We start from the raw sequence: 13,196 nt of genomic DNA, 5'->3' as shown, positions 1-13,196 counted from the left end.
GAGAATTAAATGCCGTATTCTGCGCCATTAGCAGCAATTGAAAACGCCCTGAAATATATTGCAGATATTGATGCTGCTGGAGAAACTGGTGCTTTTGAAAACTATGACAGTGAGCTCATTGCACCCGTTTTAGAAGAAGCAAATAAAATCGCATCTGGCGTTCTTTCTCCGCTAAATCCCATTGGACACCAAAAAGGTTCAACACTGAAAGACGGTGAAGTTACGTCCGCACCCGGATTTGCAGACGCATACAAGACTTTCTCAGAAGGCGGCTGGATCGGGCTGCCTTTCCCTGAAGAATTTGGCGGGCAAGCTCTTCCTAAATCACTCGCAATCGCCGTTATGGAAATGATGCAAAGTGCAAATCCATCATTCAGCCTAAACCCGATGCTGACATTTGGTGCGATTGAGGCACTTCTCATCAAAGGGACAGACGAACAAAAATCTACTTATCTTGAAAAACTTATTTCAGGTGAATGGACAGGTGCGATGAACTTGACTGAACCAAGTGCTGGTTCAGATGTCGGTGCGCTGAAATCTAAAGCTATCCCGAACGGCGACGGATCTTTTGCTATCACTGGGCAAAAAATCTTTATCACTTGGGGTGAGCATGATGTCGCCGATAACATTATTCAGCTTGTGCTCGCACGTACACCAGATGCCCCCGCTGGCTCTCGGGGTGTTTCACTGTTTCTTGTGCCCAAGTTCTTCGTCAATGAAGACGGCTCCTTAGGCGATCGAAATTCATATCAGTGTATAGGCCTAGAAGAGAAAATCGGTATCCACGCTTCACCCACCTGTGTCATGGAATATGATGGCGCAAAAGGTTGGCTGATTGGTGATGAAAACAAAGGCCTTGCGGCAATGTTCATCATGATGAATGCAGCTCGCCTTCAAGTTGGCCTGCAAGGTGTCGCGGCTTGTGAAGCAGCTATGCAATCAGCCGATGCGTATGCACGTGATCGTAAACAAGGAAAAGCGCAGGGTGTAAACGGAGATGCAGCAATCATCCACCACCCTGACATCCAGCGCACACTCGTGACCATGGCGGCAAACGCTCAAGCTGCACGCGCCCTTGTATATGCTTGCGCAGGAGCATCTGACCTTGCCGAACATTCTCAGGATGACGTTGCAAAAGCAAAATTCAAGCAACGCGAAGATTTGCTAGTACCGCTAGCCAAGGCTTGGTCAACCGATCGTGGATGTGAAATGGCACATCAATCTGTGCAGGTCTTTGGTGGAATGGGTTTTATGAATGAAGCTGAATCTGCCCAAATCATGTTGGATGCCCGCATTTACCCGATTTATGAAGGAACTAATGGAATTCAGGCACTAGACCTCGTTGGACGTAAACTGTCTGCCGATAAAGGTGAAGGTATGATAGCCATGATAGCGGAAATCCGGGAAACAGTTTCCAATGCTTCATCAACAGGGAATGGTCATCTCGCCATTATTGCAAACCGTTTATACACCGCCGTTGGCGCACTGGAGGAAGCGACAGATTGGATGCTTACAAACATGGCCGCCAACGATAAATCAACAGCTTTGGCTGGTGCAACAGCATATCTGCGTTTAGCAGGCGATGTTATAGGCGGAAGCTTGTTGACTAAAGCTGCTATATCATCGCTTGAAGCAGATGATAGCTTCAAAGATAATGCGGTCACTTTAGCACGTGTGTTTGCAGAAGACACGCTCACACAAGCTGAAGGTCGTATGGAAGCAGTCTCTGCTCCAGCAAATCTTGTGGAAGACGCCATGTCGACACTGTTTGAAGCTGTGGAAGCTTAATTTTTTCACTGAACAATTAGCGGGTTTCATTCTAGAGTATGCTCAAACCGATTCCTTTTGGAAAGAGAGACTAAAATGAGTGAAGCCCCTATTGGTTCTAAAGCAAATCCTTCCCAATTTGATTGTTATGAAGACCTTGCTAAAGACGAACCATATTTTGTAATCCGTGCACACGATTCCTTATCTGACGCATTGGTTGAACTGCATGCTTATATTGGCGCTGGCCAGTCTGGTGCAGCTCACAACAAACTAGCCGACATCATGGAGATGACTGCGCAAACAGCACCTCGTCCGTCAGGCAGCCCGAAATATCGCGAAACCTTCGCTATTTCAGCAGCAATGGAACGCTGGCGTTTAAAGAACGCTTAGTATCTTCAATGAGCAATGAACCCGCTAAAAAGAAATTCCCTGCCGGACAGATATTGTTTCGTGCCGGAGATGACTGTAGCGGGTTCGTCACTGTCCATTCCGGCACAATCAGAGTCACACTAACAACAGCTAGCGGCAAAGAGATCGTGCTTTACCGCGTACATGCTGGTGAAATTTGCTTGCAAACATTTAATTGCATCACACAAGACGCCCCCTATGCTGCAGAAGGTATCGCAGAAACAGATATTGAAATATCAATTCTGCCCGCTGCCCATTTTGACAATCTTATTCAAACAAATAGTGATTTTAGAAACCAGATCTACGCCTCTATTGCAGGTCGCTTTTCGGACTTTGAACATATCGTTCAAGCACTAGCCTTTTCTGGCCTGGACATCCGAGTTGCAGATGGAATTCTTCGATTGGCAAATTCAGAAGATGAATTGCGCATCACGCAAGAACAATTGGCTCATGAAGTTGGATCTGCACGTGAAGCTATCTCCAGACAATTAGGACAGTTTTCTAAGGATAATCTGATCAAAGTCTCTAGAGGTAAAATCCAAATTTTGAATAGAACAATGCTTCAAAAAATTGCTTCCTTTGAGAGCTAAGTGTGACTTGGTCACAGAACAAATCAAAACAAAGTGTTTGAATAAACGTATCCCAAAATTCAATAAGGATATGAAAATGTTCAAACTAAATGAAAGCCTAATTGATCGCGCACTGAGAGTCATTCTTGGTGCTGCTGTTCTTTCGTTCGCCTTTGTCGGACCTCAAACGCCATTGGGTTACTTAGGATTGATCCTAATCGTAACGGGTATCATAGGCTGGTGCCCAATATACATGGCGCTGGGATTGAGCACGTCTCACAAGAAGAATAACGAATAAAAACGGATTTAACTTTGAAAACACAGCGCGCAATTCAATTCTGATTTGCGCGCTTTTTATAAGACCTTATCCAGAGATTTTGGATCAAAAGACTAAAAAGCAAAGCAATACCAATAGTCCACCACAGGACCACTTCCCAGTCACTCCAAGCATACCCAAAGAATAAGGCATTCTCATTTTCTGAAAGAAAATAATGTCCAACCAAATATGTCGCCCAACTACAGAAAGAAACTGCCAATATTGCTCGTCCAGTCAATGGCCATATTTCATGTGAATTAAAATAGGCCTGATAGTTGGGATCTTTTGCAACACTGTAATTTATCGGCTTCTGAAGTTGTTCCCGCACTTCATCCGTGACATGCGGCGCATTCAAGACTGCGCCATTCCAGCCAAACTCAGGGACAAATTCTTTATCTTCTTTATCGCTTGGCAAATCGTATTCCCCCATTCACTATGTCGATAGTCCAACACAAAACACTTTAGGTTGCAAATGGTAGAACCAATCAATCTCAATAAATTCCGAAAAGCAAAGGCAAAGGCTGAGAAGAAACAGCAGGCTACGGAAAATCGAGTTCTTTTCGGCGCTACCAAAGCGGAAAAGAATTTGCGGAAAGCTGAAGAAGACAAATCCAGAAAAGATATTGATGGGAAAAAGTTAGAAGACTAACTTTCTTCAAACTGTGCAATCAACCGCTTCGCAAAAGCTATTCGATCTAAACGAATTTCAGCAATAAATTCAGACGGGACACCAGTATTTTCATCCCACTTTTCTGACCATTCAATAATCTCTAGCATAGCTGGAATAAGCTCCAGACACTTCTTGGTCGGACGATATATATATCGCGCGCCATGTTCAGGGTCCGCCAATTTACGCAGCATTCCTTCACTCTCGAGGCTATGTAGTCTAGCTGCTAGAATATTGGTGGATATCCCCTCTTCGGCGTTCAAGAAATCTGCGTAATGCTTGCAATACTTGAACAATATGTCTCTCAGAATGAGCATACTCCATTCATCGCCAAATATCGCAGCAGCATATCGTATGGGGCATCCATGCCAATCTGAGGTCGTTTTCTTAGCCATAGACCATACATAATCGCGTTCGCTTTCACTTGCAAATAACAAGTACTAATGCTAGCGATATGCTCCACTTGCTTTTTGCAAGTAATATATGGGGAGAGATTAAATGCTTAAACATGTTGTATCAGTGTTGTGTTTTTTCGTGGTTACAATGGCTGTTCAGGCCGGATCACACTTTGCCATTAATATTGATCACTATTCCAAAATAGAATTCATGCGCACAGAACCAATTATGCCCATGGGGATGGCCGCCATTATCATTCAAGCTTTGCTTATGACATTCTGTTTGGACAAATGGTTATCAAACCAGACCACAATTTCACAATCAAATTCATTGAAATCTGGCCTCGTCGTTTCTCTTGCGTTTGGCTCGTTCCTTGCCTCCTACATCACACTCGCCAGCCCCGCAAAATACAATGTACTCAACATCCCAGCATGGATGATAATTGAAGGCAGTGCCAGCTTCATCCAATTTACCGTGTTTGGTCTGTTGCTGGGATACATTCATTGGGTTTTGAGATCGAAAATTCAAATCGAGACTAAATAAAATGGCTATTGATGAAGAGCTAAATCGGCATTTTCGGGATGCGATTGAGGGGCTGGTAGGCATCAGCGAAAAAAACATGATGGGCGGAACTTGTTTCTTGCTAAACGGCAATATGCTCGGCGGTGCTGACATCACTAAAACTGGCGAACGCCGCTATATGTTTAGGGTTGGAAAAGACAACGAATCAGAAGCACTGAAACGTCCCGGAGCCGAAGTGATGGAAATGAGTAATGGCCGCCGTATGAGTGGGATCATATTTGTTGGCGCAGAATGTGTTGATAAAAATGAATTGGACGACTGGATCAAACTCGCGATCAGCTTCGTGGGTAATCTACCTCCCAAATAGACCGCTTTTAACCAGCTGGTCCTCCTGCCAATTCTTCCTCTTTAGATTGGATATCCGCATCTTCTGTAGGCGTTTCATATTCTTCAACAATCTCGCCTGCTTCTTTTAGCTGCTGCGTTAGGTAAACTTGGCTATTTTGAAGATCATTTAATCTACGAAACGCAGATTGAGATACCTTCAAAAAGTCTTCACTTGCCGCTGGCCCGGCCAGCTCTTCGGCCCGCTGATAGAGCTCGCTCGCTTCTGCAATTTCACCAAACATTTCAGCACACGCACCCAAATTGTAATTTAATGCAGGCTCATCAGGAAAATTCGACACCATCGCCTCAAATTGGCGACACGACGCCATATTGTTTCCATTGCGGGCCGCTTTGATGGCGCTTTCAAATCCTGTCACTAGCTCATTGTATGGCAAAGTAGGTGTATCCATCAGGCGAGCTTTCGCTGTACGTTCAAATGGAGCAATTACGCGGCGCAATTTTGATGCCTGCCGTGCCACAAGGCGTCGCTCCATACGGTGAGCCCGATCCTGAAATTCCCAATGACTGTATCCCCATCCAAAACCTGAATGTGATGCATGACGGGAGTAATGACGTTTCTTACCTTTTTTGTGTTTAGTGTCGTAATAATATGTTTCACGGCACACGCGGTCACTATCGGAATCGCTGAGTCTTTCGTCCGCAACAACATATCCGTCAACAACATTAGCTAATAGTGCATGGACCTGCACTTCTGCGCGGATATCAAAACATTCAACCTCATAGGTGACACGCCTCTCACAATCGAATGGGCCATCCCATTCCACACACTTAGTTCTTGTTTCATAATATGGAGGCGAAGCAGAACTATATGAATCTACATCACCAAACCAAACGCCAGTGACGTTTAGGCTTTCGCCGACTCGAACAGCATGACCAACCGACCCAGCGTGGTTATTCCGTCCAGAACTATAGGCTGAAGCAACTGTAAACCATGGATAGCCCTCAAATACCGCATGCCTCAGCATACCATCCAAGCTTGCTGTAAAAGCATGGCCATGAAAGCCATCAAATTCCATAACGGCAACTTCGCGCAGTTTCGCAGCTTCTGTATTAAAAGCTGGCTCAGAAACTGTGTATTCCAAACCAGGGGACGCGCAATTACTCAAGACACAAAACCCGAGAAAAATTCCGGCTATTTTAGTCAAAAGTTTCTGCATTACCAACACCTTACAAATTAGTTCATATGCGCATATTGCACATTCCCCGAGGGAACAGCCTAAGCATGGAATCAAATTGGGTCGAGATTATGCCGACAAATAAACGCGGTAAATAATACTTATAACTCACCCCTCTATTGAAAGAGATGCTGGTGCTTACGAGCTACTGGAGAGATACGCAAAGGAACTTTTAATATGACAGATACTTCTTCCTTATTTCGACCAATAAAAATCAAGAATTTAGAACTTCCAAACCGGGTAGTAATGGCACCTATGACACGTGCATTCAGCCCAAAGGGAGTGCCAGGCAAAAATGTTGCAGACTATTATGCCAGACGCGCTGCTGCAGATGTCGGGTTGATCGTTACTGAAGGGACTTTGATCCGCCGAAAATCAGCTGGGGAAAATGAAAACTATCCACTTTTCTGGGGCGAGGAACCACTGGCCGGTTGGAAAACTGTTGTTGAAGATGTTCATGCTGCAGGTGGTAAAATAGCCCCGCAAATTTGGCACCAAGGTGCTGCGCGCGCCGAAGGAAGTGGCCACTTCCCCGACGAAAACACAGACAGTCCATCTGGCATCACGTTCGATGGCAAACAATTAAATTATACTCCCACCGAGGAAGACATTGCCGACATGGTGTCTGCTTATGCAGATGCCGCAGCTGATGCCAAGAAACTGGGTTTTGACAGTGTCGAAATTCATGGTGCTCATGGTTATCTGATCGATGATTTCTTCTGGGACAAAACAAATAAACGTACAGACAAATACGGCGGAGACCTTGTTGGCCGCACACGCTTTGCTCAAGAAGTCATCCAACAAGTTCGCAAAGCTGTAGGCGATGACACAGCGATTATTTTCCGCTGGTCGCAATTCAAGCCATATGCCTACAAAGATAAACTTGCTCACAATCCCACTGAGTTAGAACCATTCCTAGGTGCATTGGTGGATGCAGGTGTTGATATCCTTCATGCAAGTCAGCGTCGTTTCTGGGAACCTGAGTTTGCCGACATAGATGGAGAAAAAGGATTAAACCTAGCCGGTTGGTGTAAAAAATTGACAGGTAAACCAGTTATTACTGTTGGTTCTGTGTGTTTAGATAATGATTTCTTATCCACATTCGGTGGTCAGGAGGCTACTGGTGAAAGCAATATTGAAAACCTTATAGAACGTCTGGAACGTGACGAATTTGATCTCGTTGCTGTTGGTCGTGCACTTCTAACAGACCCTGACTGGGCGACAAAGGTGAAAGAAGGACGCTTAGAAGAGTTCAAACCTTTCGACAAAGACTCTCTGAAAACACTATTCTAAACTGCCTGTGCACCACGCGTTTGAACTCATCCCAATTGTGTGGTGCACAAATTCTGGCCAATCATAGGTTTTCCATCATCACCTACCCTTGACGTAACGCAATTAGAATGCCTCAAAGTCTAGGTATGAAACGCGCTGGCTCCACACCCAAAAAATCAACGTCCAAACAAACACCTTCTTCCAAGAAGTTGTGGCCCATTGCATTGGAAATGTGGGTAGTGGCAGCAGTCATCGGACTTGTGGTAGGCGGAGCCGTCATAGCACTAAGAAATGTTATCATGGGCGCGGAATGGCTATTCTATCGCGCTGAACATGAAAACTTGTCCACTGCCGCCTCTAGCCTCTCCCATTATCACCTCATAATGGCCCCAGTCGTTGGTGGCTGCATAGTTGGTCTCCTACTGTGGGTTGGAAGCAATATAGGCATGGGTAAAAATCCGCGCGCTTTTGGTGTTGCAGATGTCATTAAAGCCAGACGCTTTCCTCGACGTATTGAGAAAACAGGTCTCAACTTCAAAGAAGGCCTTTTATCCGTCGCCATATCGGCCATTTCTTTAGGTTCTGGTGCATCCACAGGACGTGAAGGGCCTGCTGTGCATTTGGGCGCAATGCTAGCGCGCGCTGGAACAATGTGGCTCAATCTGGATATGCGTAATGTACGCACATTGATTGGGTGTGGAGCTGCGGCCGCCGTATCTGCATCATTTCATGCACCTTTGGCAGGAGTTTTGTTTGCACGTGAAATCATTTTGCAACGGTATCGTCTTGTAGACATTGGGCCCGTTTCCGTTGCTTCTGTTGTTGCTGCTCTCCTCGCACGAGACCACTTCGGAAATGATCCGATTTTCGTAGCAACAATTATTGAAAATCCAGACACGGTTTTGTTTTTGGGAACACCAGTCATGGGATTGCTTGCCGCTGGGCTGGCAATGATCATGATTTGGCTATGGTCAAAAGCGCCTGACACAGGCGAACAATTTGCTCAAATCGTAAAGCTCCCTATTTGGGCTCTACCTCCACTGGGCGGATTGGCAATGGGTTTTCTGGCGCTCGCTTTTCCACAAGTTCTCGGTGTTGGATATGAAAGCACTGCTGCAGCATTAGCCGGAAGCTATGGCGCAGCTTTCATGCTTGTCCTTGTTTTTGCTAAACTGGCCGCCACCGCTATCTGTCTTGGTGCCCGCTTTGGAAGCGGAGTGTTCTCCCCTTCCATATACATGGGGGCAATGTTAGGCGGAGCCTTTGGAGCGCTGTACGGATGGATCACAGGCGACACCGAAACAGGTATGGCATTTTACACCATTGTTGGCATGGGGGCGGTTTCGGGCGCAGTACTGGGAGCACCTGTTTCAACGACACTAATCGTGTTTGAGCTAACATCATCTTACGAAACAGCAGCGGCATGCTTAATATCTGTTTCGCTTGCAACTGTTCTTATCCAATCCCGCGGCGGTGGTATATTCGAACGCCAAGTCAAACTTCGTATGCGCCAGAGTTATTAGAAACGATCGTTTCTCACTTCTCCCCTTCCCTCATTCTTGTCACTTGTTTACTATAGAACAAAATGCGAATCGTCTGACCCTTTGTGATGCGAACCCGACGATTGATTGCACCAGAAATTTCCCAGCCTTGAAGAGCTAAAGATGAGCCATTCAGACGATTTTGATAATTTGCCGATTTCCCAGCGTGCTATGGCGCGTCCGCCGAGCGCGCCGATGCTGGATGCAAACTATCTTGAAGGCTTAAATACGGAACAACGTGATGCTGTGGAAACAACCGATGGCGCGCTTTTGGTGCTCGCCGGTGCAGGTACGGGTAAAACGCGCGTACTGACCACGCGACTTGCGCACATACTAAACCAACGCAAAGCATGGGCGAGCCAGACGCTCACCGTAACCTTCACCAACAAGGCCGCACGCGAGATGCGTGAACGTGCCGAAAAACTAATCGGTGATGAAGCACAATCGCTGAGTTGGCTTGGTACATTCCACTCTGTCTCGTCTAAAATCCTGCGCCGCCACGCTGAACTGGTTGGCCTCGAAAGCAATTTCACAGTCATAGACACGGATGATCAACTGCGCCTTCTAAAGCAAATCATCGAAGCAGAAAATATCGATACAAAACGCTGGACGCCGCGGTTTATGGCGGGGCTGATCGATAGCTGGAAAAACCGCGCCGTGACGCCAGATCGCGTGCCGGCAGGCGAAGCGCATGAATTTGCCAATGGACGCGGAATTGAAATCTATAAGACTTATCAAAATCGTCTTAAAGTATTAAATGCATGTGATTTTGGTGACCTCCTCATGCATTGCATCGCCATTTTTCAAAATAATCCTAGCGTACTCGCGGACTATCACAGCCGCTTTAAGTATATTCTGGTTGATGAGTATCAGGATACAAACGTTGCACAGTATTTATGGCTCAGATTACTTGCCCAAGGTACGGGCAATATCTGTTGTGTAGGAGATGACGACCAATCCATTTACGGCTGGCGCGGTGCGGAAGTCGACAACATATTGCGCTTTGAAAAAGACTTTCCGGGCGCAAAAGTTATCCGCTTGGAGCGCAATTACCGCTCAACTGCAAAAATCCTCGCCTGTGCATCCCATCTCATCACTTCAAACCAAGACCGTCTTGGCAAGACACTACACACTGAAGATGAAGACGGCGAACCCGTTAAAGTGCGCGGCATATGGGATGGTGAAGCCGAAGCCCGCTTAATTGGGGAAGACATTGAAAGCTGGCGATCATCAGGCCGCACTTATTCTGAATGTGCCGTGATGGTGCGTGCCTCATGGCAGATGCGTTTGTTTGAAGAGCGCTTCATTATGCTTGGTATTCCCTACAAAGTGATTGGCGGACCGCGCTTTTTCGAACGTGCAGAAATTCGCGATGCGATGGCCTATCTGCGTCTGATCCGGTCTGAAAATGATGATCTGGCATTTGAACGTGTCGTGAACCAGCCAAAGCGCGGCGTGGGAGCTGCATCAATTCAGAAGGTGCAAATTGTTGCCCGTGAAATGGAACGTCCCCTCACCGTAACCGCCGAAATTATGATGCGTGGCAATGAGATACGCGGCAAAGCGCAAAGTGGAATTCGCACTTTCTTGAATGATTTAGAACGCTGGCGCGCCCAAGCCCGTGACATTGAGCACCCGCGCCTGATGGAAATTATCCTTGATGAATGTGGCTATACCGACATGCTCAAGGCCGATAAAACACCGCAAGCGCAAACCCGCCTTGAAAACTTAAAAGAACTTGTCCGCGCCATGGGCGAGTTTGACAGTTTGAATGCATTTCTAGAACACGTTGAATTGGTGATGGATGCAAGCCAAGGCAATGAATCAGATGATCAGGTGCAAATCCTGACGCTACACGGTGCGAAAGGTTTGGAATGGCCGCTAGTCTTCTTGCCGGGTTGGGAAGAAGAAGTGTTTCCGTCCAAGCGCGCGCTTGAAGAAGGCGGCTTAAAATCACTAGAGGAAGAGCGCCGCCTTGCCTATGTGGGCATTACGCGCGCAAGGGAGCGTTGCTACATCTCCTTTGTTGCCAACCGTCAGATCTTTGGACGCTGGCAGTCTGTTATGCCTTCGCGTTTTATCGACGAGCTGCCACCGCAACATGTCGATGCTGTCTCTGAAACAGGCTATTCCACTGCTCCTGATGGTATGAGCAATTCTGGCTTTAACAATGTTAGTCGATTTGATGAAGAGGCCAGCTTTGGCGGGTCCACCTATGACAGCCCCGGCTGGAAACGCGCCCAAGCCCGCCGCACATCAGACGGCTGGCCACAGAAAAAACGTCCACCCGACATTGAGGGCACGCCGCGTAAAGAGAAGATGTCAGACAAGGAATCCGGTGCTGGTCTGGAACTAGGCCAACGCGTCTTCCACATCAAATTCGGCTATGGAAAAATTACCCAAATCGACGGCACCAAACTCACAGTCGACTTCGAAAAAGCCGGTGTGAAGAAAGTGGTCGAAAAGTTTGTTGAAGCTGCTTAGGGATTATTAGTTGCAGAATGTCCAAAACTGGCTACACGCCCTTCCTCAGCGTAGGCAACATACATATCATCGTTAACTCCAAAAACATCCACGGGCTCAAAATTTAGATATTTTCCACCAAACCCGATATCAATGTACTGCGCCTCTTTGAATGATGTGGCTTCCTCAAATTCAAAAGGCGATATCCTTTCTACATTGTTTTCAAAGTATACAACATAAGGACTATCTGGACTTACAACGAAAATATCGGAAGATTTCTCATTTGAAGGTACTAAACTATCTTGGTGCTTAAATGCGTATATATCGGAAGGTACACCATTCGGCAGCCTCATAGATTTAAAAGCATCAAAATCAGGATTTATTAATAGAACAAAATGGTCGCCAGAATGAATGCCATTTGTAAGCCCCACAGCTACAAATTCACGAGCATTGTTTTTAGCATCATATATACTTCCCTGCACCAAAGGAATTGCGTAAAGTTTCTCGTCAGATAATTCACTCAAATCAATTTGTTGGTATGGCTCAGCGCTCTCCACTATAGATGTATTAGATGCGGTGATAAGCTCCAAAGATTGGTTATCTTCATTGAATAATACAAATTGCTTGTCTATCTGATGCGGTATCGATGTATCGTCCACAATTACCCAATTGGATAAATTACCAGAGCAATACGTTCCATCATTCTTAAATACCGTTGCAGTCTCAGAATAAACTCCCCAATTTTCAAAATGATCTACATCGGGAATGCCAGCAGCAGTTAAATTACGGTTCCCAAGGTTTTCGAATTCCAAGATTCCACCATCTTCGAGTGCAACAAGAATATTCGGTAAAACTCTTGCCGAATGTGTATTCCTAACTGGATCAAATCCCCCCGCATAATCAGTATGAAAAAGTGCACAGGCTTTAGAAGGCAATGACAAAACCTGCGGTACATCCAAATTGGGATATACGCGAACTTCAATTGTATTGCTACTCTCAATATATTGGTAAAAATCCCTCCATATTGTGGAATTTGCACGAAAATTCACTGGTGGTTGAAATGGCTGTTCTAAATTTGCGTCATGATCATACGATAAAGAGTAATCATAATTCCCGGTACCATTATGTTCAAAATAAAACTCTGTATATTTTGCAGGCTTCATCTCTGAAGCTTCGCTATAAACACTGGTTAGAAAATAACGATTTTCATATGACCAAAAAGGAGGAACAATTTTACCCTGCGTCTGATATCCTCCAGTTTGACTGGACCATTCACTGGCTAACGGACCCAACACAATGTTCCGGCCAATGACATCAATGGTTTGCTTCGCGCTGGCTTCACCATCGGAAACAGTCAACTCAAACGTATAGTTCTCATCAGCTGCTAATTCAGGGACTTGAACGTTAAACTGCACCCCAGTCTGGGCGCCAATAGCTAAATCCGGTCCAGAAGATTGTACCCAGGAATATGAAAGTGTATCTCTATCCGCGTCAGAGGAACCTTCCGCTGACAGTGAAATCATCTGAAGTTCATCAACGGTGGTCAGAGGTGCTGAAATTACAGCTACAGGTGCCCTGTTCGCAACCGAAGTAGGAGTTGCAGATGTGGTTGGACCACTGCCGCCGCCGCCGCTACATGCTGATAAAATGAGTACTATTGAACAAGTACCCACCAAAATTCCAAGCTTCATT

Annotated in this window: 14 protein-coding genes; 10 read left to right on the top strand and 4 right to left on the bottom strand. The window is 45.9% G+C overall.

The features are described from left to right. Positions 1-9: 9 nt before the first annotated feature. The 4 genes from F551_RS0112190 to F551_RS0112175 all read left to right on the top strand — a co-directional run bounded on the left by F551_RS0112190 (position 10) and on the right by F551_RS0112175 (position 3,042). Positions 10-1,788, top strand: coding sequence for an acyl-CoA dehydrogenase (locus F551_RS0112190; protein ID WP_018997794.1), 1,779 nt, complete (start codon positions 10-12; stop codon positions 1,786-1,788). A 75-nt stretch (positions 1,789-1,863) separates the two neighbouring features. Beyond that, entirely contained in the window at positions 1,864-2,157 is a 294-nt protein-coding gene (locus F551_RS0112185; RefSeq protein ID WP_018997793.1) for a hypothetical protein, read from the top strand. An 8-nt stretch (positions 2,158-2,165) separates the two neighbouring features. Continuing rightward, positions 2,166-2,765 (top strand): Crp/Fnr family transcriptional regulator, encoded by a 600-nt coding sequence (locus F551_RS0112180; protein ID WP_018997792.1) that lies wholly within the window; start codon positions 2,166-2,168, stop codon positions 2,763-2,765. A gap of 76 nt (positions 2,766-2,841) precedes the next feature. Then, positions 2,842-3,042 (top strand): YgaP family membrane protein, encoded by a 201-nt coding sequence (locus F551_RS0112175; RefSeq protein ID WP_233355250.1) that lies wholly within the window; start codon positions 2,842-2,844, stop codon positions 3,040-3,042. A gap of 34 nt (positions 3,043-3,076) precedes the next feature. Here F551_RS0112175 and F551_RS0112170 read toward each other — a convergent pair whose 3' ends face one another. Further along, complete coding sequence (locus F551_RS0112170) at positions 3,077-3,475, bottom strand: hypothetical protein (protein ID WP_155825987.1); 399 nt, start codon at positions 3,473-3,475, stop codon at positions 3,077-3,079. A 57-nt stretch (positions 3,476-3,532) separates the two neighbouring features. Between F551_RS0112170 and F551_RS16700 the strand changes: the two genes are divergently transcribed. After that, positions 3,533-3,709, top strand: a complete 177-nt coding sequence (locus F551_RS16700; protein ID WP_018997789.1) for a DUF4169 family protein — start codon at positions 3,533-3,535, stop codon at positions 3,707-3,709. Here the strand turns inward: F551_RS16700 and F551_RS0112160 are convergent. Then, complete coding sequence (locus tag F551_RS0112160; RefSeq protein WP_018997788.1) at positions 3,706-4,122, bottom strand: winged helix-turn-helix transcriptional regulator; 417 nt, start codon at positions 4,120-4,122, stop codon at positions 3,706-3,708. The two genes, F551_RS16700 and F551_RS0112160, sit on opposite strands and share 4 nt — an antisense overlap. A 103-nt stretch (positions 4,123-4,225) precedes the next feature. Here F551_RS0112160 and F551_RS0112155 point away from each other — a divergent pair, with 103 nt between their 5' ends. Beyond that, complete coding sequence (locus F551_RS0112155; RefSeq protein WP_018997787.1) at positions 4,226-4,666, top strand: hypothetical protein; 441 nt, start codon at positions 4,226-4,228, stop codon at positions 4,664-4,666. Position 4,667: 1 nt separating this feature from the next. Next, a complete protein-coding gene (locus tag F551_RS0112150) occupies positions 4,668-5,012 on the top strand; it encodes a TfoX/Sxy family protein (RefSeq protein ID WP_018997786.1) in 345 nt (114 codons plus the stop codon). A gap of 7 nt (positions 5,013-5,019) precedes the next feature. On the opposite strand, the gene F551_RS0112145 is transcribed toward F551_RS0112150, so the two are convergent. Continuing rightward, positions 5,020-6,210, bottom strand: a complete 1,191-nt coding sequence (locus F551_RS0112145) for a tetratricopeptide repeat protein (RefSeq protein WP_018997785.1) — start codon at positions 6,208-6,210, stop codon at positions 5,020-5,022. A 195-nt stretch (positions 6,211-6,405) separates the two neighbouring features. Between F551_RS0112145 and F551_RS0112140 the strand changes: the two genes are divergently transcribed. The 3 genes from F551_RS0112140 (at position 6,406) to F551_RS0112130 (ending at position 11,525) form a co-directional block, all read left to right on the top strand. After that, entirely contained in the window at positions 6,406-7,521 is a 1,116-nt protein-coding gene (locus F551_RS0112140; protein WP_018997784.1) for an NADH:flavin oxidoreductase, read from the top strand. Positions 7,522-7,628: 107 nt separating this feature from the next. Then, positions 7,629-9,023: a chloride channel protein gene (locus F551_RS0112135; RefSeq protein ID WP_018997783.1), complete on the top strand. Its 1,395-nt coding sequence runs from the start codon at positions 7,629-7,631 to the stop codon at positions 9,021-9,023. Between the two features lie 141 nt (positions 9,024-9,164). Continuing rightward, the gene (locus tag F551_RS0112130) at positions 9,165-11,525 is read left to right on the top strand and encodes an ATP-dependent helicase (protein WP_018997782.1); all 2,361 of its coding nucleotides are present in this window, start codon (positions 9,165-9,167) and stop codon (positions 11,523-11,525) included. Here the strand turns inward: F551_RS0112130 and F551_RS0112125 are convergent. After that, positions 11,522-13,195 (bottom strand): PKD domain-containing protein, encoded by a 1,674-nt coding sequence (locus F551_RS0112125; protein ID WP_018997781.1) that lies wholly within the window; start codon positions 13,193-13,195, stop codon positions 11,522-11,524. The two genes, F551_RS0112130 and F551_RS0112125, sit on opposite strands and share 4 nt — an antisense overlap. Between the last annotated feature and the right edge of the window lies 1 nt (position 13,196).

The sequence above is a fragment of the Hirschia maritima DSM 19733 genome (assembly GCF_000378345.1).
In the GTDB taxonomy this organism is placed as follows: domain Bacteria; phylum Pseudomonadota; class Alphaproteobacteria; order Caulobacterales; family Hyphomonadaceae; genus Hirschia; species Hirschia maritima.
This window is presented reverse-complemented; position numbering and strand designations above follow the sequence as displayed.

Bases quoted from the DNA above. Each gene is read 5' to 3' on its own strand.
- F551_RS0112190 (WP_018997794.1), top strand. From the start codon at position 10: ATGCCGTATTCTGCGCCATTAGCAGCAATTGAAAACGCCCTGAAATAT.
- F551_RS0112185 (WP_018997793.1), top strand. From the start codon at position 1,864: ATGAGTGAAGCCCCTATTGGTTCTAAAGCAAATCCTTCCCAATTTGAT.
- F551_RS0112180 (WP_018997792.1), top strand. From the start codon at position 2,166: ATGAGCAATGAACCCGCTAAAAAGAAATTCCCTGCCGGACAGATATTG.
- F551_RS0112175 (WP_233355250.1), top strand. From the start codon at position 2,842: ATGTTCAAACTAAATGAAAGCCTAATTGATCGCGCACTGAGAGTCATT.
- F551_RS16700 (WP_018997789.1), top strand. From the start codon at position 3,533: ATGGTAGAACCAATCAATCTCAATAAATTCCGAAAAGCAAAGGCAAAG.
- F551_RS0112160 (WP_018997788.1), bottom strand. From the start codon at position 4,122: ATGGCTAAGAAAACGACCTCAGATTGGCATGGATGCCCCATACGATAT.
- F551_RS0112155 (WP_018997787.1), top strand. From the start codon at position 4,226: ATGCTTAAACATGTTGTATCAGTGTTGTGTTTTTTCGTGGTTACAATG.
- F551_RS0112150 (WP_018997786.1), top strand. From the start codon at position 4,668: ATGGCTATTGATGAAGAGCTAAATCGGCATTTTCGGGATGCGATTGAG.
- F551_RS0112145 (WP_018997785.1), bottom strand. From the start codon at position 6,210: ATGCAGAAACTTTTGACTAAAATAGCCGGAATTTTTCTCGGGTTTTGT.
- F551_RS0112140 (WP_018997784.1), top strand. From the start codon at position 6,406: ATGACAGATACTTCTTCCTTATTTCGACCAATAAAAATCAAGAATTTA.
- F551_RS0112135 (WP_018997783.1), top strand. From the start codon at position 7,629: ATGCCTCAAAGTCTAGGTATGAAACGCGCTGGCTCCACACCCAAAAAA.
- F551_RS0112130 (WP_018997782.1), top strand. From the start codon at position 9,165: ATGAGCCATTCAGACGATTTTGATAATTTGCCGATTTCCCAGCGTGCT.
- F551_RS0112125 (WP_018997781.1), bottom strand. From the start codon at position 13,195: ATGAAGCTTGGAATTTTGGTGGGTACTTGTTCAATAGTACTCATTTTA.